The sequence below is a fragment of the Pseudomonas sp. Pseusp88 genome, from assembly GCF_047303955.1.
Classification (GTDB): Bacteria; Pseudomonadota; Gammaproteobacteria; order Pseudomonadales; family Pseudomonadaceae; genus Aquipseudomonas.
This window is the reverse complement of record NZ_JBGLYM010000006.1, coordinates 308,620-326,306: the sequence shown is the minus strand read 5'-3', so window position 1 is coordinate 326,306 and position 17,687 is coordinate 308,620. Positions and strand designations below refer to the sequence as shown.

The 17,687-nt window shown below is 58.7% G+C and carries 18 protein-coding genes; 9 read left to right on the top strand and 9 right to left on the bottom strand.

The genetic code is table 11. The features are described 5' to 3' along the window. Nucleotides 1-80: 80 nt before the first annotated feature. Together cydB and ACCD02_RS11285 are read right to left on the bottom strand one after the other, a co-directional pair. Nucleotides 81-1,088, bottom strand: a complete 1,008-nt coding sequence (gene cydB, locus ACCD02_RS11290; protein ID WP_413301347.1) for a cytochrome d ubiquinol oxidase subunit II — start codon at nucleotides 1,086-1,088, stop codon at nucleotides 81-83. 3 nt (nucleotides 1,089-1,091) lie between these two features. Next, nucleotides 1,092-2,528: a cytochrome ubiquinol oxidase subunit I gene (locus tag ACCD02_RS11285; RefSeq protein WP_413301345.1), complete on the bottom strand. Its 1,437-nt coding sequence runs from the start codon at nucleotides 2,526-2,528 to the stop codon at nucleotides 1,092-1,094. 404 nt (nucleotides 2,529-2,932) lie between these two features. Here ACCD02_RS11285 and ACCD02_RS11280 point away from each other — a divergent pair, with 404 nt between their 5' ends. Next, the gene (locus ACCD02_RS11280; protein WP_413301343.1) at nucleotides 2,933-4,180 is read left to right on the top strand and encodes an MFS transporter; all 1,248 of its coding nucleotides are present in this window, start codon (nucleotides 2,933-2,935) and stop codon (nucleotides 4,178-4,180) included. Between the two features lie 108 nt (nucleotides 4,181-4,288). On the opposite strand, the gene ACCD02_RS11275 is transcribed toward ACCD02_RS11280, so the two are convergent. Further along, nucleotides 4,289-5,218, bottom strand: coding sequence for an alpha/beta hydrolase (locus ACCD02_RS11275; RefSeq protein ID WP_413301341.1), 930 nt, complete (start codon nucleotides 5,216-5,218; stop codon nucleotides 4,289-4,291). Nucleotides 5,219-5,441: 223 nt separating this feature from the next. Further along, the gene (locus ACCD02_RS11270) at nucleotides 5,442-6,380 is read right to left on the bottom strand and encodes a choline ABC transporter substrate-binding protein (protein WP_413301339.1); all 939 of its coding nucleotides are present in this window, start codon (nucleotides 6,378-6,380) and stop codon (nucleotides 5,442-5,444) included. Between the two features lie 366 nt (nucleotides 6,381-6,746). On the opposite strand from ACCD02_RS11270, the gene ACCD02_RS11265 reads away from it, so the two are divergent. Both ACCD02_RS11265 and trmA read left to right on the top strand, forming a co-directional pair. Further along, the gene (locus tag ACCD02_RS11265; RefSeq protein WP_413301337.1) at nucleotides 6,747-8,042 is read left to right on the top strand and encodes an NCS2 family permease; all 1,296 of its coding nucleotides are present in this window, start codon (nucleotides 6,747-6,749) and stop codon (nucleotides 8,040-8,042) included. Next, nucleotides 8,039-9,124, top strand: coding sequence for a tRNA (uridine(54)-C5)-methyltransferase TrmA (gene trmA, locus ACCD02_RS11260; RefSeq protein ID WP_413301335.1), 1,086 nt, complete (start codon nucleotides 8,039-8,041; stop codon nucleotides 9,122-9,124). Before ACCD02_RS11265 ends, trmA begins: the two co-directional genes overlap by 4 nt. Before the next feature lie 49 nt (nucleotides 9,125-9,173). On the opposite strand, the gene ACCD02_RS11255 is transcribed toward trmA, so the two are convergent. The 5 genes from ACCD02_RS11255 to ACCD02_RS11235 form a co-directional block, all read right to left on the bottom strand. Next, entirely contained in the window at nucleotides 9,174-9,755 is a 582-nt protein-coding gene (locus tag ACCD02_RS11255) for a hypothetical protein (RefSeq protein WP_413301333.1), read from the bottom strand. Nucleotides 9,756-9,864: 109 nt separating this feature from the next. After that, entirely contained in the window at nucleotides 9,865-10,443 is a 579-nt protein-coding gene (locus ACCD02_RS11250) for a hypothetical protein (protein ID WP_413301331.1), read from the bottom strand. 109 nt (nucleotides 10,444-10,552) lie between these two features. After that, on the bottom strand, nucleotides 10,553-11,131 hold the full coding sequence (locus ACCD02_RS11245; protein WP_413301329.1) for a hypothetical protein: 579 nt from the start codon (nucleotides 11,129-11,131) through the stop codon (nucleotides 10,553-10,555). A 33-nt stretch (nucleotides 11,132-11,164) separates the two neighbouring features. Then, nucleotides 11,165-11,653, bottom strand: a complete 489-nt coding sequence (locus ACCD02_RS11240; protein ID WP_413301327.1) for a hypothetical protein — start codon at nucleotides 11,651-11,653, stop codon at nucleotides 11,165-11,167. Nucleotides 11,654-11,723: 70 nt separating this feature from the next. Further along, complete coding sequence (locus ACCD02_RS11235) at nucleotides 11,724-12,995, bottom strand: PAAR domain-containing protein (protein WP_413301325.1); 1,272 nt, start codon at nucleotides 12,993-12,995, stop codon at nucleotides 11,724-11,726. Between the two features lie 244 nt (nucleotides 12,996-13,239). On the opposite strand from ACCD02_RS11235, the gene ACCD02_RS11230 reads away from it, so the two are divergent. From ACCD02_RS11230 to ACCD02_RS11205, 6 genes are all read left to right on the top strand, one after another. Continuing rightward, nucleotides 13,240-14,130, top strand: a complete 891-nt coding sequence (locus ACCD02_RS11230) for a neutral zinc metallopeptidase (RefSeq protein ID WP_413301323.1) — start codon at nucleotides 13,240-13,242, stop codon at nucleotides 14,128-14,130. A 3-nt stretch (nucleotides 14,131-14,133) separates the two neighbouring features. Next, complete coding sequence (locus tag ACCD02_RS11225) at nucleotides 14,134-15,120, top strand: alpha/beta hydrolase (RefSeq protein WP_413301321.1); 987 nt, start codon at nucleotides 14,134-14,136, stop codon at nucleotides 15,118-15,120. Nucleotides 15,121-15,230: 110 nt separating this feature from the next. Continuing rightward, a complete protein-coding gene (locus ACCD02_RS11220) occupies nucleotides 15,231-15,536 on the top strand; it encodes a nucleotide pyrophosphohydrolase (RefSeq protein ID WP_413301319.1) in 306 nt (101 codons plus the stop codon). Continuing rightward, on the top strand, nucleotides 15,533-16,282 hold the full coding sequence (locus ACCD02_RS11215) for a methyltransferase (protein WP_413301317.1): 750 nt from the start codon (nucleotides 15,533-15,535) through the stop codon (nucleotides 16,280-16,282). The genes ACCD02_RS11220 and ACCD02_RS11215 overlap by 4 nt, the downstream gene beginning before the upstream one ends. Nucleotides 16,283-16,421: 139 nt before the next feature. Then, complete coding sequence (locus ACCD02_RS11210; protein ID WP_413301315.1) at nucleotides 16,422-17,021, top strand: DUF4136 domain-containing protein; 600 nt, start codon at nucleotides 16,422-16,424, stop codon at nucleotides 17,019-17,021. Nucleotides 17,022-17,038: 17 nt separating this feature from the next. Beyond that, complete coding sequence (locus ACCD02_RS11205) at nucleotides 17,039-17,602, top strand: DUF4136 domain-containing protein (RefSeq protein WP_413301313.1); 564 nt, start codon at nucleotides 17,039-17,041, stop codon at nucleotides 17,600-17,602. Nucleotides 17,603-17,687: the final 85 nt, after the last annotated feature.

Sequence of the window (17,687 nt, the reverse complement as noted above, 5' to 3'; positions counted from 1 at the left end):
CTGCCGAAGGCTGCGAATGGTTTCACACCGATTTCGCAGCCTTCGGCAGCTCCTACAGGTTCTCCGTTACCCGCTAATGCCTAGTGATACCCGTCCGCCGGAGTCACTTTCCCGCGGAACACGTAGTAGCTCCAGAACGTGTACCCCAGAATGAACGGGATGATGAACAGCGTCCCCACCAGCATGAAGCCCTGGCTTTGAGGTGGCGATGAAGCGTCCCAGATGGAGATCGACGGCGGCACGATATTCGGCCACAGGCTGATACCCAGCCCGCTGTAACCGAGGAAGATCAGCACCAGGGTCAGAAGAAACGGCATGTAATTGGCGTTGCGCGCCACAGCCTTGAAGAACGCAACCAGAGTGATCAGTACCAGAATCGGCACCGGCAGGAACCAGAACAGGTTCGGCAGGCTGAACCAGCGATGGGCAATGTCGGCATGGGCCAGGGGCGTCCAGATGCTCACCACGCCCGTCACCGCCAGCAGAGCCAGAGCCAGAGGGCGGGCCAGATCGTGCATGGCCTTCTGCAAACCGCCTTCGGTCTTCATGATCAGCCAGGTGCAGCCCAACAAGGCATAGGCAACGATCAGCGCCAGGCCACAGAACACGCTGAATGGCGTCAACCAGTCCAGCGAACCTCCGGCGAACTGGCGGTTGACCACCGGAATGCCATCGATGAAGGCACCCAGTGCCACGCCCTGGAAGAACGTCGCCGCCAGGGAGCCCCAGATAAAGGCCTTGTCCCACAAGTGGCGTTTCTCAGCCGTGGCCTTGAAGCGGAACTCAAAGGCCACACCGCGAAAGATCAGGCCGACCAGCATCAGGATCAACGGCAGGTACAGCGCCGACAACACCACCGAATAGGCCAGGGGAAAGGCACCGAACAGCCCCGCACCGCCCAGCACAAGCCAGGTCTCGTTGCCGTCCCAGACCGGCGCAACGGTGTTCATCATGACATCGCGGTCGGACTCATCCTTCATGAAGGGAAAGAGAATGCCGATGCCCAGATCGAAGCCGTCCATCACCACGTACATCATTACGCCGAAGATGATGATCACGGCCCAGATCAGTGGAAGATCAATACCCATGATTCAATTCCCCTTGTTCAGGCTGTGAGAGTGATCGCCGTTACTGTCATCAGCCGCAGACAGGGGACGTGCCGGTGTACGTTGCTGGCCGGGGCCGCCTTGTTTCGGCGCATCGCCTTCGTGGCTGACCGGGCCCTTGCGCACCAGACGCATCATGTAGCCGAAGCCGGTGCCGAACAGCAGGAAGTACACCACTACGAACAGCACGAGGGTGATGCCCATCTGCGCCACGCTATGTCCGGACGAACCGTCCGCCGTACGTAACAGACCGTAGACAACCCATGGCTGACGCCCCATTTCCGTGGTGATCCATCCCGCCAGCAGAGCGATCAGCCCCGACGGCCCCATCCACAACGCCAGATAAAGGAAGGCTCGCGAGCTATACAGCGTGCCGCGCTTGCGCAGCCACAGGCTCCACAGACCGGTAAAAATCATCAGAAGACCCAGGCCGACCATGACCCGGAACGACCAGAACACCGCCGTCGAGTTGGGCCGGTCTTCCGGCTTGAACTCCTTGAGCGCCGGGACTTGCTTGGTCAGGCTGTGGGTCAGGATCATGCTGCCCAGATACGGAATTTCCAGAGCGTACCTGGTCCGCTCCTCCTTCATGTCCGGCAGCCCGAACAGGATCAGGGGGGTCGGCTCGTTGCCAACGTTTTCCCAGTGGCCCTCGATAGCGGCGATCTTCGCCGGTTGATGCTCCAGGGTATTGAGACCATGAAAGTCACCGATCACGGCCTGGGCCGGTGCAACGATCAGGGCCATCCACATGGCCATCGACAGCATCTTGCGTACCGGCGGCGTGTCGCGGCCGCGCAGCAGGTGCCAGGCTGCCGAGGAACCGACGAAGAATGCCGTGGCAACGAAGGCTGCCGTGGCCATATGGGCCAGGCGGTAGGGGAAGGACGGATTGAAGATCACTGCGAGCCAGTCGACGGGGATGACCCGGCCATCGACGATTTCAAAACCCTGAGGCGTCTGCATCCAGCTGTTGGACGCGAGAATCCAGAACGTCGAAACCAGGGTGCCAATGGCCACCATCACCGTCGCGAAGAAGTGCATGTTGCGCCCGACCCGGTTCCAGCCGAACAACATCACCCCGAGGAAACCGGCCTCGAGGAAGAACGCCGTGAGCACCTCGTAAGTCAGTAATGGCCCGGTCACGGCCCCGGCAAAATCGGAGAAGCGGCTCCAGTTCGTGCCGAACTGATAGGCCATCACCAGCCCCGAGACCACGCCCATGCCGAAGTTGACGGCAAAGATCTTCGACCAGAAGTGGTACAGGTCGCGATATACGCCGTTGTTGGTCTTGAGCCAGAGCCCCTCGAGCACTGCCAGGTAGCTGGCCAGACCGATGGTGATGGCAGGAAACAGAATGTGGAAGGACACGGTAAACGCGAACTGGATTCGGGCGAGCTCAAGGGCGTCTAGGCCGAACATAGGAATTCCTCTATCTATCAGGTGATACTGGCAACAACTGCCCCACGGTGATGGCGTGCTGCGTGCAGGAATTATTCGAGTGTATTGCGCAAGCCGGGAATCGCTGAAAGTCGACTGCACAGCACGTCAGCTGGCGTATTGATACAGATCAATCAACGCTAAAAGCGTAGTCCTATTTCATCCCGGCAGTTATGTGGTCGTTTGCCGCGTGGCAGGTTGTCTCACCCCCGCAAACGGCTCGAATCCGGTGCTATAAAAGCACTTTCAGCGGAGGCCGACGATCATACATTCGGTGCTTGAAACCATACTTTCGGGTCTAACAGCTGACAGGTTTTTCACGCAATTTATTGTTACAAAATGATATTCTCCCCTCCCCCCTCCTTCACCTCAGGCTGCTGTTGCTCATGCCGACCCAAGCGCCCGTGTTGTTGCGCCATCATCGTCCGTTCGTCGCGTTCTGGTTTGCCCGCATCTTTACCGCCAGTGGCTTCCAGATGCTTACCGTCGCGATTGGCTGGAACCTCTACCAACTGACCGGCAATGTGATGGACCTGGGCCTGGTCGGACTGGTTCAATTCGCTCCCCGTGTACTGTTCATGCTGCATACAGGGCATGTGGCCGACCGCTATGACCGACGCATCGTTTCGGCCATCTGCCAGTCGGCACAGGCGCTGATCGCCCTGGTCCTGTTCGTCAGCAGCATGACCAACAGCGTGACCCGGGAAATGATCTTCATCCTGTCGTTCATCTTCGGCATGGCCCGCTCCTTCGAAATGCCCACCACTCAGGCCCTGCTGCCAAGTATCGTCCCGGCGAGCCTGTTTCCCCGGGCCGTGGCATCGGCGCAGTCGGCGCAGCAGTCGGCCACCATCATCGCTCCAGCGCTGGGCGGCTTTCTCTATGCCTTCGGCAGTAACTGGGTCTATGGCCTGACCGTCGGCCTTTACGTGATCGCCTGCTCGCTGATGTTGACCCTGCCTGCACGGCAGACGCCGTTGAACAAGAACAAGGCCACCCTGGAATCGCTGATGGCGGGAATTCACTTTATCCGCAGCCGTCCGGATATCCTCGGTGCCATTTCCCTGGACCTGTTCGCGGTACTGCTGGGCGGCGCCACCGCGCTGTTGCCGGTGTTCGCCAAGGACATCCTGCTGACTGGCCCCTGGGGCCTGGGCATGCTGCGTTCGGCTCCGGCCATCGGCGCTCTGGGCATGTCATTGTGGCTGGCGCGCTATAGCGTTGATCGTCACGTCGGGCGGGTAATGTTTACTGCGGTCGGTGTGTTCGGCGTAGCGACCATTGCCTTCGGCCTGTCGACCTCGTTCTGGTTTTCCCTGGTCGTGCTGGCGGTGCTCGGCGCCGCCGACATGATCAGCATGGTGATCCGCGCCTCGTTCGTACAGCTGGAAACCCCGGATGAAATGCGTGGCCGGGTCAGCGCGGTGAATGGCCTGTTTATCGGTGCTTCCAACCAGCTTGGGGAGTTCGAGTCCGGCATGACCGCCCACTGGTTCGGCACGGTCCCGGCAGTAGTCCTGGGCGGCGTCGGTACCCTGGCGGTGACCGGGATCTGGATGAAACTGTTCCCCGGCCTGGCCAAGCGTGACCGCATGCGCGATATCGTCGAAGAGGCTGAAAAGCAGACTGCCTGAACAGCGAGCGCAGGATTACTGTAGGAGCTGCCGAAGGCTGCGAATCGATGACACAACGCTTTCGCAGCCTTCGGCAGCTCCTACAGGTCATTCCAACTCAAGATCGCGCTACCAAAGAAAATCCCGCAAGGCCCCCACCAGCCGTTCATACAACTCATCCACCTCTGGCGCCTCACGGGCGCGCAGACAACCGTGGATCAGCCCCATGCCCACCTCAAGCCGCACCCGCACACCTGCAGCGCGCAGCGCCTGTTCGTAGGCGGTCCCGTCATCACGCAGCGGATCGAACTGCGCCACCGCAATAAATGCCGGGGCCAGGTGGGTGAAGTCCGCAGCCAACAGCGGGCGGGCGTAGGGCGAGCGCCAGTGCTCGGGCTCGCTCAGGTACAAACTCAGGTAATCATCCACGTCCGCGCTGCTGAGCAACGGTGCATCGGCACATTCATGGCGTGACGACAGGCTCGCCGCACCGCCCAGCCCCGGATAAATCAGGGCCTGGCCCAATGGCTGCTGCTCGCCGGCATCGCGCAAGGCCAGGCACAGCGCAGCGGCCAGATTGCCACCGGCACTGTCCCCCGCCACAGCGATCCGCCCGGGGTCGATGCCCAGGTTATGCGCCTGTTCGCGCAAACCACGCCAAACAGCCATGCAATCGTCGAATGCCGCAGGAAAGGGATGCTCCGGCGCCAGACGATAATCCACGGCGATGACCACGACGCCCAGGTCAGCGGCCAGGGCGGCGGTCACGAAATCATGGGAGTCCAGATCCCCGACCACCCAGCCGCCACCATGCAGATACAGCACGCAAGGCGCCGCTTCATTGTCGGGCCAGTCATCGGGACGATAACGACGCACCTTGACCCCGGCCAGGATGAAATCCTCTACCAGCAGACCCTGCGGGCGTGGCGGTGTGTAGGCGCGGCACATACGCGAATAGGCTTCACGTTGACCGCTGATGCCAGGTTCGGTGACGGTAAAGGTCAGGCTGTGACGGACAAACTCGGTGAGTTCGGGGGAGAGGGGGTATGGATGAGTCATTCAGCACTCCTGGCCGCCGCAATGTCCCTGATACGCCTTCGTGGGAGCGAATTCATTCGCGAAGGCGGTATTTCAGACGACAAAAATGCGCTGATTCTGCTGGCCTTTTCGCGAATGAATTCGCTCCCACAAAAATTTCAGTGGTTCAGCAAATTATGTATTACCTGGGAAGAGCAGTGGCCCTGCAGAGATATCCACAGGGCCATCCGGGTCTCGGAGAAACTTACTTAAGCGCAGCAGTCACCACCGGAGCAGCATCCTTGCCATCAAAGGTGGTGACGCCGGCCAGCCAGCGCGCCAGATCCTCAGGGTGTTCCTTGAGCCACTTCCTGGCAACATCTTCCGGCGCCTTGCGATCCATGATTGGCACCATCAGCTTACTTTCATCGGCAGCCTTGAAGGTCAGGTTGCTCATCAACTGGCTGACATTCGGGCAACGGGTGGCGTAGTCAGGCGCCGTAACCACCGAAACGGTCGCTGCGCCTTCGTTCGGGCCAAACACGTCTTCACTGCCGGTCAGGTAATCGATCTTCATGTTGATATTCATCGGGTGCGGGGTCCAGCCAACGAAGACCACCCACTCATTGCGTTTCATCGCACGCTGCACCGCAGCCAGCATGCCGGCCTCACCCGATTCGACCAACTGGAAACCACCGAGGCCGAACTGGTTCTTCTCGATCATGCCTTTGATATTGGCATTGGCACCCGTGCCAGGCTCGATCCCGTAGATCTTGCCACCGAGCTTGTCCTTGAATTTGGCGATATCGGCGAAGGTTTTCAGCCCGCCCGCCGCCACGTAGTCAGGCACTGCAAGGGTCGCCTGGGCGTCGCTCATGCTCGGTTTATCGAGCACCTTGACCTGCTTGGCTTCCACGAATGGCGCGATGTTCTTGTCCATCGCTGGTTTCCAGTAACCGAGGAACACATCCAGGCGATCATCGCGCAGGCCACCAAAAATGATCTGCTGGGCGGCGCTGGTCTGCTTGACCTCGTAGCCCAGATTCTTGAGCAGAACTTCGGCCATGGCACTGGTGGCGATCACGTCGGTCCAGTTGACCACACCCATGCGTACGTTCTGGCACTTGGCCGGTTCTGCCGCCAGCAGCGCAGTGCTGCTCAACATCAAAACACCACAACTGATATGACGAATAAATCTCTTCATGCGTGCTCCCTCGGGTCGGCTCGTTATTTTTTGGCTCGTTCGTGTGGCAGTGAGCTTTCAATCAGCGGCAATGCGGATGTTGCTGCGTGGCCTCAAATTACGCAGCGGCAAGGGGCGCGAAACGCACCAGTGCGACCTGTGTTTGCACTCTGGCGACATTGACGGTTTTGCGATCTTGACAGCGCCGTCGCGGGATTGGCACTGGCGTGCAGGCAACTGATCATCCGCCGCAGCCATCGCCTCGCGCTACTGGTATCATGCGCGGCTTTTTCTGACCCACGGAAAATGCCCAGACCGCCCCGGCGACCTGTGCTTTGCTGTTGGAGTCGATTCATTCACGACGCCATGGCGTCAGGGGAGCCAGACATGCTGGAGCGGCTGTTTCAACTCAAGGCACACAACACCAACGTGCGCACCGAGATTCTCGCGGGCGTGACCACGTTCCTGGCCATGGCCTACATCCTGTTCGTCAACCCGAGCATCCTCGGCGCCACCGGCATGGACAAGGGTGCGCTGTTCGTCGCCACCTGCCTGGCCGCAGCCATCGGCTCCACGGTCATGGGGCTGATCGCCAACTACCCGATCGCCCTGGCACCGGGCATGGGTCTCAACGCCTTCTTTACCTACACCGTAGTCCTGCACATGGGCCATACCTGGCAAGTGGCCCTGGGCGCGGTGTTCATCTCGGCGGTGATGTTCTTCATCCTGTCGATCTTTCGCATCCGCGAGTGGATCATCAACAGCATCCCCTTGCCCCTGCGCTCGGCCATTGCCGCCGGTATCGGCCTGTTCCTGGCGCTGATTGCCCTGCATAACGCCGAAATCGTGGTCAGCAACCCGGCAACCATGGTCGGCCTCGGTGACCTGGCCAAACCTGCGCCAGTGCTGGCGATCCTCGGCTTCTTCCTGATCGTGGCGCTGGAAAAGCTTCAGGTACGCGGCGCCGTGCTGATCGGCATCCTCGCGGTGACCATTGTTTCGATCCTGCTGGGCTTCAGCCCGTTCGGCGGCGTCATGTCGATGCCACCGTCCCTGGCCCCGACCTTTCTGCAACTGGATATCAAGGGTGCCCTGGATATCGGCCTGGTCAGCGTGATCTTCGCTTTCCTGTTCGTCGACCTGTTCGACAACTCCGGTACCCTGATCGGCGTCGCCAAGCGCGCCGGGCTGATGGACAAGAACGGCCACATGCCGAAAATGGGCCGCGCCCTGATCGCCGACAGCACCGCAGCCATGGCCGGTTCCCTGCTGGGTACCTCCACCACCACCAGCTATATAGAATCCGCAGCGGGCGTCAGTGCCGGCGGCCGTACCGGCCTGACCGCCATCGTGGTCGCCATTCTGTTCCTGCTGGCACTGTTCTTCGCCCCACTGGCCAGCAGCGTCCCTGCCTTCGCTACGGCACCGGCGCTGCTGTTCGTTGCCGTGCTGATGACCTCGGGCCTGGCGGAAATCGATTGGGACGACATCAGCGTCGCCGCACCGGTCGTGATTACCGCCCTGGCGATGCCTTTCACCTATTCCATCGCCAACGGCATCGCCTTTGGCTTCATTTCCTGGACCGCGATCAAGATCCTCTCCGGCCGAGCGCGTGAGCTCAATTCGGCACTGGTGATCCTGTCGATCCTGTTCGTGATCAAGCTGGGCTGGTTCAACGCATGAGTGTTCCCTTCGACCCCGCGAGCTACGACCGTCAGCTCGAAGACAAAGCCATCCGCCTGCGCGAGTTGCTGGCGCCGTTCGACGCGCCCGAGCCGCAGATCTTCGACTCGCCCCGTGAGCACTACCGCCTGCGCGCCGAGTTCCGCCTGTGGCGCGAGGCGCAGAAGCGTCACTACGCGATGTTCGCCCCCGGCGACAACAAGACGCCGATCCTGCTCGACGGACTGCCCATCGCCAGCCAGCGCATCAACGCGCTGATGCCAGGGCTGCGCGACCGCTGGGAAGCCGACGCGATCCTCAATCACAAGCTGTTCCAGGTGGACTTCCTGACTACCCTGGCCGGTGATGCCATGATCACCCTGTGCTATCACCGTCCTCTGGACGACGCCTGGAAAGCTGCCGCCGAAGTACTGGCCGCCGACCTCGACGTCAGCCTGATCGGTCGCTCCAAGGGTCAGCGTGTGGTGATTGGTCGTGATTACGTGACTGAAAAACTGGACGTGGCCGGTCGTACCTACAGCTATCGCCAGCCCGAAGGCGCCTTCACCCAGCCCAACGGCACGGTGAACCAGAAGATGCTCAACTGGGCCTACGACGCCCTTGGCGAGCGCGAGGACGACCTGCTGGAGCTGTATTGCGGCAACGGCAACTTCACCCTGCCGTTGGCGACCCGTGTGCGCAAAGTGCTGGCTACGGAAATCAGCAAGACCTCGGTCAACGCGGCCCTGAGCAACCTGGCCGACAACGCCGTGGATAACGTCGCCCTGGTGCGCCTGTCCGCCGAAGAACTGACCCAGGCCTTGAACGAAGTACGGCTCTTCCGTCGGCTGGAAGGCGTGGACCTGAAAAGCTATGACTTCGGCAGCGTCTTCGTCGACCCGCCCCGCGCCGGCATGGACCCGGACACCTGCGAACTGACCCGGCGCTTCGACAACATCCTGTACATCTCCTGCAACCCGGAGACCCTGGCCGCCAACATCGCCCAACTGCACGACACCCACCGTGTCGAGCGCTGCGCCCTGTTCGACCAGTTTCCGTATACCCACCATATGGAGTCCGGGGTTTTGCTGGTTCGGCGTTGATGGGTATGAGATGCCACCGGCTGGGTAGAGCAGCCGGTGCGCTGATTTTTTATTGGGGAACAGGGCAGCTTTTGGCGGCGGCCTCGAGCGCTTTGGCGTGATCCATATAGGTTTCGGGATCGTAGGGTTTAGCGCTTATCTCGAAGGTTGACCTGTTTCTGCTATCAATCCATTGGCGGACCTTCAATTCCCACTGCCGACCATTGTGCTCGGCAAACATGTCAAAAACGTGGGTATTAAGATTGCTCGACTCATCTAGAACCGAGTAAATGTAATGCAATTTTTTATACCAACCTTCAATTTTAGTTGCCGCCCTGATCACAATCTTCGCATCCGCCTTATCGCTACCGCTCAAAGAGAGCACATTATCATCAACAATCAACTTGCCGGCGTCCTCAAGTGCCGAGACAGGGAATATTAATGGCTCTCGACTAATCAGACGTGAGCTATTACAGTTATATACCCACCTGCCAGAATTTACATAGTCATCGGCATAGATTACCAATCCGTTGCCAAAGTCCTGCCTATACACGCTTGTCATTATTTTGAATCCGTAGTAGCCCGAGACTAGTAGTAATGAAGATAAAATAGTCGCCAAGATCCAGAAAGCTTTACTTCGGTAAAAATTCATAATAATCATCCCTGTACACCGATGAACATGCGAGTTGATATCATCGATGAATAGCTCCCTTGGGAAAAGGCGACACCGGCTGAGTAGAGCAGCCGGTGTACTGATATTTTTACTGTGGAGCAGGGCAGCTCTTGGCTACGGCCTGGAGCGCTTTGGCGTAATCGATATAGGTTTCGGGATCGTAGGGGTACGCAGTTACCTCGAAAGTTGACCCGCCGTGATAATCAAGCCTTTGCCATACGTTCAATGCCCACCATCGACCATCATGCCTGGCTAGCAAATCAAAGACGTGTGTGCGCAGATCGCTATTTTCATTCAGTCGGGAGTAGCGATAAATCAGTTTCTTGTACCAGTTCTTAATCCCGGTTATTTCTCTGATCGCCACCTTTGCCTGCTCTTCGTTGGCGTTGTTCAAAGAGTACATTCTACTAATAGTCAGACTTCCGCTTTCCTCAAGCTCCGCTATGGGGGCTAATAATGGCTCTCGCCTGATCAGGAGCGAACTATCACAGTCAAACACCCACTTGCCAGTCCGAACATAATCGTCAGCATAGATAATAACGCCATTACCAAAGCCTGTTTTATATACGCTCGTAATAATTTTAAATCCGTAGTAGCCCGTGATTAATAGTGGTGAAGATACAATGACTGCTGTGATCCAGAAGGCTTTACTTCGGTAAAAACTCATAATAATCATCCCTATACACCGATGAACGTGCGAGTTGAAATAATCGATGAATAGCTCCCTTGGGAAAAGACGACACCGGCTGAGTAGAGTAGCCGGTGTACTGATATTTTTACTGTGGAACAGGGCAGCTTTTGGCGGCGGCCTCGAGCGCTTTGGCGTGATCCATATAGGTTTCGGGGTCGTAGGGTTCAGCGATTATCGTGAAGCGGGATCTGTTCCTATTGTCAATCCATTGCGAAACGTGCAATGCCCACGCCCGGCCATTATGGCGACCCAGTACATCGAAGTCATGAACGGCGATTTTGCTATATTCATCCAGTGCGGAGTAGCGATAGCGTAGTTTTTTGTACCAGCCGTCTATTTTTGTTATTGCTCTGATTGCTTCTTTTGCTTGCGCTTCGTCGGCTCTGCTCAGCGCGTACATGTTTCCGATAGTCAGCCTTCCGCTTTCTTTAAGCTCCGCTATCGGCACTGGCAGTGGCTTGCGGCTTATAAGGCGCGAATACCCGCAGTCAAACACCCATTGGCCTGTCTTCACATAATCGTCAGCATAGATAATTACGCCATTACCTAAGTCTGTTTTATATACACTGGTCGTTATCTTGAATCCGTAGTTACCCGCTACCAGTAGTAGCGGGGAGAAAATGGTGGTTGCGATCCAGAAGGATTTACTTCGGTAGAAACTCAAAACTTCCTCCTGCTACACTAATAAATGATGCCTTTACTGCGGGACTGGGCAGCTTTTGGCGGCGGCCTGGAGCATTCTGGCGTGATCCATATAGGTCTCGGGGTCGTAGGGTTCGGCGGTTACTTTGAAGCTTGATCTGTTTCTGTAATTCAGCGACTGCGAAACAACCAGCGCCCACAGTCGGCCATCGTGGAGACCCAACAAATCGAAGTCATGAACAGTAAGGTTGCTAGACTCATCCAGAGCGGAGTAGCGATAACGCAGTTTTTCGTACCAGCCGTCTATCTTCGTTATTGCTCTGATTACCTCCTTTGCCAGTGCTTCGTCGGCGTCGCTCAGAGCGTACATATTACCGATCGTCAGCCTTCCGCTTTCTTTAAGCTCCGCTATCGGCGCTGGCAGTGGCTTGCGGCTGATAAGGCGCGAATACCTGCAGTCAAACACCCATTGGCCTGTCTTCACATAATCGTCAGCATAGATAATTACGCCATTACCTAAGTCTGTTTTATATACACTGGTCATTATTTTGAATCCGTAATTACCCGCTACCAGTAGTAGCGGGGAGAAAATAGTGGTTGCGACCCAGAAGGATTTACTTCGGTAGAAACTCAAAGCGGCCTCCGGGCGCACCGAGGGGTGTATCGCCTGAGATCACAGGATTGATAGCTCCTATAGTTTGGTAGGTGAATTGCGAATCTCTATGATTGTCACGACGCTCGTCTTTCAGCTCATTCCACCTCTTACACCACCACTCCGCAGGTGCCGTATCATTACTGACATCACACAAGTTTCCCTTTCGCCGCTCTGCAAACGTCCCCCAGGTATTCTTGTAATCTGAACGCCGGACAAAAGCGCGCACTTTGATCTGCAAGTGATTCGCCAGCAGTTGCGCCAGACTTTCATCGGTATCTGGAAAGAACTGAATGCCCTCTTCTATGGGCAGGTCCGGCACGTTGCCCATACCGGTACGGCAGGCGTAGCTGTCGATTTGTGCTGATCCGGAAAATGCCAAGGGGGAGAGCTTTTGGTAGCTCAGCACGTCTAGAGACATTTGTGGGTCCTCGTCGAGTTGATAGCCGAAGGCGATCCGTTGAGGTACGCCGTGGCTGAATATCGACACATGCTCGATAGGCGATTGGGCGCGGTCCTTGCCCTGGTTCAGGTAACTGATCAGCTGCGCAGCGTCGGTCACCGTCATAAAATCAGCACCATAGTGCTCGGCAGAGGCGCGGGCGGCGCTGAGCATGGCATCGTTGTAGGCGGGGGTGAACACAACCAGTGTGCGCGTCAGTTCGGGCTTGTCGCGCTTGAAGGCGGCCAATTCGCGTGCGGCCTGGCCGATAAACATCATCTTGTTGCCGGAGCTGTTGTCGTGCTGGCTGCCGGCGACTGAGATCAGTTCAGGCGTCAGCGGCGGCTTGTCGGTTGCCGGGGCTGATTGGCCCGGTTGTACAAGCGCGCCCGAGAGCAGGGCGCGTTGCTTGAGCTGCGGATCGGCCAATAGCTGCGCCATGAGTGGCTCATCGACCGAGCCGTCCGCGCGCACGGCACCTAGCTTGGCGAAGTCGATAACGGTCTCGGTGCATTCACCCTCGAATTGATAGCCGCCGAAGGTATCGTGGCTGCCCGAGACGATGAAGCCGCCGTGGCTGGTCGGGCTGCCCAGATGCGCGACCGGCCGATGGTTGATAATGATGCGCGGGTAGCCTGCCGTGATCACCGCGCCACAACCGCAGACATCGCCCACGCGGGCGGCGCCCAGGTCGTTGATCTGGACATCGGACGATGCACTGACGATAGTCGAGGTGCCATGGCCGGGGATGGGGCAGACGTGTTTGTCGCCGAGTCGGGTAACGGGAATCATGCCATTCCTTGGGTGACGTCTTTGAGGAGACGAACGCTAAAGGAATGTGCTGGAAGGTTCTGTAGGGCGAATCTCAAAGCGTTGAGGGATGTTTCTTTGGATCTGTTCATACATCTATTACGTACAGCGCACCGCATCGTCCTTCCAGCGCGCAAGCTCCCACAGGTCCAATCGAACGATCAAACTGGCGCCAAGCCTGTCTAAGGGCAACACTCTCTTACATCCCTCCCGAAAGGATTCCCCCATGCTCTGGAAAAAAGGTCGGCGCAGCGACAACGTAGTCGATGCGCGTGATGACGCAAGCGGTGGTGGTGGCGGCGGTTTCAGGATTGGCGGCAAGGGTTTGAGCCTGGGCGGGGTGGTGTTGATCGTCGCGTTCGGGCTGTTGACCGGGCAGGACCCGATGCAGATTCTCGGGCAACTGGCCGGGCAGATGGATCAGCAATCCACCAGCGTCAGCCCGCAAACCCGTCAGGCACCACCAGCCAATGATGCGCAGGCGGATTTCGTCCGGGCGATTCTCGGCGATACCGAAGACACCTGGCAGACAATATTTCAGCAAAACGGCCGCCAATATAAGGACCCGACACTGATACTGTTCCGCGGTCAGGTTCAGTCGGCATGCGGCTTCGCCTCATCGGCCAGTGGCCCCTTCTATTGTCCCGCCGATCAGCGTGTTTACCTGGACCTGAGTTTCTTCCAGGAAATGTCCCAGCGCTTCAAGGCAGCCGGCGACTTCGCCCAGGCCTATGTAATTGCCCACGAAGTAGGCCATCATGTGCAGACGTTACTGGGTATTTCAGCCAAAATTCAGACTGCACGGCAACAGGGCCAGCGTCTTGAGGGCAACAATGGTTTACTGGTGCGCCAGGAGCTGCAGGCCGATTGTCTGGCCGGGGTCTGGGCCTGGCATGCACAAAAGCGTTTGAACTGGCTTGAGCCGGGTGATATTGAAGAGGCCCTGAACGCGGCCAACGCCATTGGTGATGACCGCTTACAGCAACAAAGTCAGGGTAGGGTTGTGCCTGACTCGTTTACTCACGGGACGTCCGCCCAACGGGTGCGCTGGTTCAAAGCCGGTTTTGCCCAGGGCCAAATCAATCAGTGCGACACGTTCGCCGCAAAGAGCCTTTGATCAATGATGAAACCGCTTTTGGTCCTGATGTTGGGCACCCTTCTGAGCGCCACGGCTCACGCCGAGGATCACGCGGTCCAATCGATCAGCCCTGATCGATTGGTGATCAATGGCGTCGAGGCCACCCTGGGCCTGAGTCAGGAGTGGGTCAAACCCAAGCCGCAGATCCAGCGCGTGGTCATTGTCATTCATGGCCGTCTGCGCAATGCGCCAACCTACTTGCGCAGCATCGAGCGCGCGGCCAACCAGTCCAAGCAACGGCAGAAAACCCTGCTGATATCGCCGCAGTTCCTCGATGAAAAAGATATCGTTGCCCACCACCTGCCGGAAAAAATCCTGCGCTGGCACGAAAACAACTGGATGGCGGGCGACACTGCGTTAGGGCCCAAGCCGATCAGTTCGTTCGTGGTGCTGGACCATATCCTCAAGCGCCTGAGCGACAGCAAGCTGTTCCCCAACCTCAAGGAAATCGTGATCGCCGGTCACTCCAGCGGCGCCCAGGTAGTGCAGCGCTATGCGATTCTCGGCGGCCGTGAAGATGCCCTGCTGAAAAAGGAAGGCATCCACCTGCGCTATGTGATCGCCAACTCCTCGTCCTATGCCTATCTCGACGCCCAGCGGCCGTTGCCAGTGACGGCGGCGACCTGCCCAGGCTTCAACGACTGGAAATACGGCCTGAACAAGCTGCCGTTCTATGCTGGCCAGCAAACCCCGGCGGTGATCGAGCAGAACTATGTGAAGCGCGATATCACCTACCTGCTCGGCCAACTGGACACTGACCCCAATCATCCGGCCCTGGACAAGTCCTGCGGCGCCGAAGCCCAGGGTTCGTCACGGCTCACCCGCGGCCAGAACTACTTCGAGTATTTGCAGAAGCGCCACCCCGAGGGGACCAGCCAGCACCTGGTCGTAGTGCCCGGGGTCGGCCATAACGGCGACGCTATCTTCACCTCTCCTGAAGGCCAGAAGGCTCTGTTCACCCCGCTCTGAGTGAATGCACAGCGTCTGAATAGCGCCTGAACCGGTCGGCAAGCGGCACAAACCAGGCTTGCTTCCCGGCCGGTTCCCCTTGAAGCTATGCGCCTCAAGGAGCCTCCCTCATGAACCTCGAAGAACTCACCCAACGCCTGCACCGCATTCGCGACCAGAATGACTGGCGGCAATTTCACAGCCCCAAGAATCTGGCCATGGCCGCCAGCGTCGAAATGGCCGAGCTGGTGGAGATTTTCCAGTGGCTGACACCGGAGCAGTCCCAGCAGTTGCCACCCGAACAACTGGCCCATGCCGGCCAGGAAATTGGCGACATCGTCCTTTATCTTTTACTGATGTGCAGCGAACTTGGGCTGAACATGGACGAAGTCGTGCGCAGTAAACTGGCCGACAGCGAACGGCGGTTTGCCAAATGAGTGACCGTCATTTCGACCAGTTGGCGACCCGTTTTGCCGAAAAAATCTACGGCGGCGCCAAGGGTGCGATCCGCCTGGCGGTGCTCCAGGCCGACCTGCTTGAGGCGCTGCCAGATCGCCCCCTGCGCGTGCTGGATATCGGCGCAGGGCTTGGCCATATGTCGTTGTGGCTGGCTGAACGCGGTCATCAGGTGACCCTGGCCGAGCCTGCCGCGCCCATGCTCGAAGGCGCCCGCCAGCGTTTTGCCGACGCAGGGCAAAGTGCAACCTTCATTCAGGCGCCCTGGCAGGAGCTGCTCGGCCAATTGCCTGAACCCTACGACCTGGTGCTGTGCCATGCCGTACTCGAATGGCTTGCCGAACCCCACGCGATCCTGCCGGTACTGCACCAACTGACCCGTCCCGATGGCTGGCTGTCCCTGGCCTTCTACAACCGCGACGCACTGATCTACCGCAACCTGCTCAAGGGTCACTTCCGCAAGATGCGCAAGAATGACATGGCCGGGGAAAAGCAGAGCCTGACTCCGCAACAACCCCTTGATCCGCGTGAACTGGCGGCGCAACTTGAGCGGCTGTGGCAAGTCGAAACCCGTAGTGGAGTGCGGGTGTTCCACGACTATATGCCGGTGGAGTTCCAGGCCCGCGCCGAGCTGGCGGACCTGCTGGAAATGGAACTGGCCCACCGCCGCCATCCGGCCTATGCCGGCTTGGGGCGTTACCTGCATTGGGTTTGTCGGCCGATTTAATGAGTTGGAACACACCCTGTGGGACCGGCTTTAGCCGGGAAGGCATTTTCAGCCTAAAGCCGGTCCCACAGAACACCCACACAATGCTGTGAATTAAATCCATGGTGTTTCGTTTATAGAGAGGCCCAAGGAGACCATCATGAAATCCCGCCTCGCCGCACTCTTGCTGACCCTGGGCCTGGCCGCCTGCCAGAGTGAAAACCCTTACGTCGCCAGTTCCAGCCCGCTGCCCCCCGCTCCGGCCCAGGCCGCCAATACTCTGGACATGAGCGCCTACCCGGCCGCCCCTCGAGACTACGGGCGTTATCGCGACTGGAGCTGGCTCAACAACCAGTTGCCCGTCGGTTCTACCTGGGCCGACCCGGCGCAGATCGCCGAAGCGGTGAGCAATGGCCTGGATCAGCGCGGGCTGCGCCCAAGCCGCAATCCCCAAGGCGCCGACCTGTACGTCAGCGCCGAGCTGCACCCGGAAACCCGCCTGCGCCAGGTCCGGGACGACTATTACGACCCGTATTACGGTGGTTACCGCAACGGTTATGGCGGTTACGCCACGGTACCCGTGGTACGTACGTATCAGGAACAGGTGATCGTCGTCACCGTCAGCCTGTTCGATGGGCGCAGCGGCCAACCGGTCTGGAGCGCCCGCGCCGAAGCCGCTGCCGGTGGCGACCAGGCACAACGCAGCAAAGCCCTGCGCGAGTCCGTACAAAGAGCCCTGAGCACCTATCCCCCTGCCTGACATTTCGGAGAACTGCCATGTTCCGTTATCTTGCCGTACTGGGTTTCGCCCTGCTGCTCAGTGCCTGTGACACCCAACGGGTCAATCGCGACTTCGATACACAACGCGACTTCGGCGGCTACCGCAGCTGGAGCTGGAAGGAGCCCGGCGTGCAATTCCAGCCCAACGATCCGCGTCTGCAAAGCGACCTGACTGAACAGCGCATTCGCCAGGCCGTGACCGGACAGCTGGATCAACGCGGCCTGCGCATGGCCGCAGCGGGAACGACAGCCGATCTCAAGGTACAGACCTGGTTGATCGTGGAAAACCGCCAGCAATTGGTCAGCACCCAATATGGCGGCGGCTGGGGTGGCGGCCCTTGGGGCGGTTACTGGGGCTACCCACCGGTCAGTAGCGAGACCCGCAGCGTCGACTACAAGGTCACCACCCTGCAGATCGATCTGCTCGACGGCAAGGACGGCAAACTGGTGTGGCGTGGCAGCACCGAGCAGATTCTCAATGACAACCCCGATCCGGCCGCTCGCGACACGGCGATTCGCAGCACCGTGGCGAAGATCCTGAGCCAGTATCCGCCGCGATGATAGGCCCAATGGCGCAGCTGTGGGACCGGCTTTAGCCGGGAAGAAGCCAGTACATCCGGTCCATAGGTGTGTCGGATGCACCTGC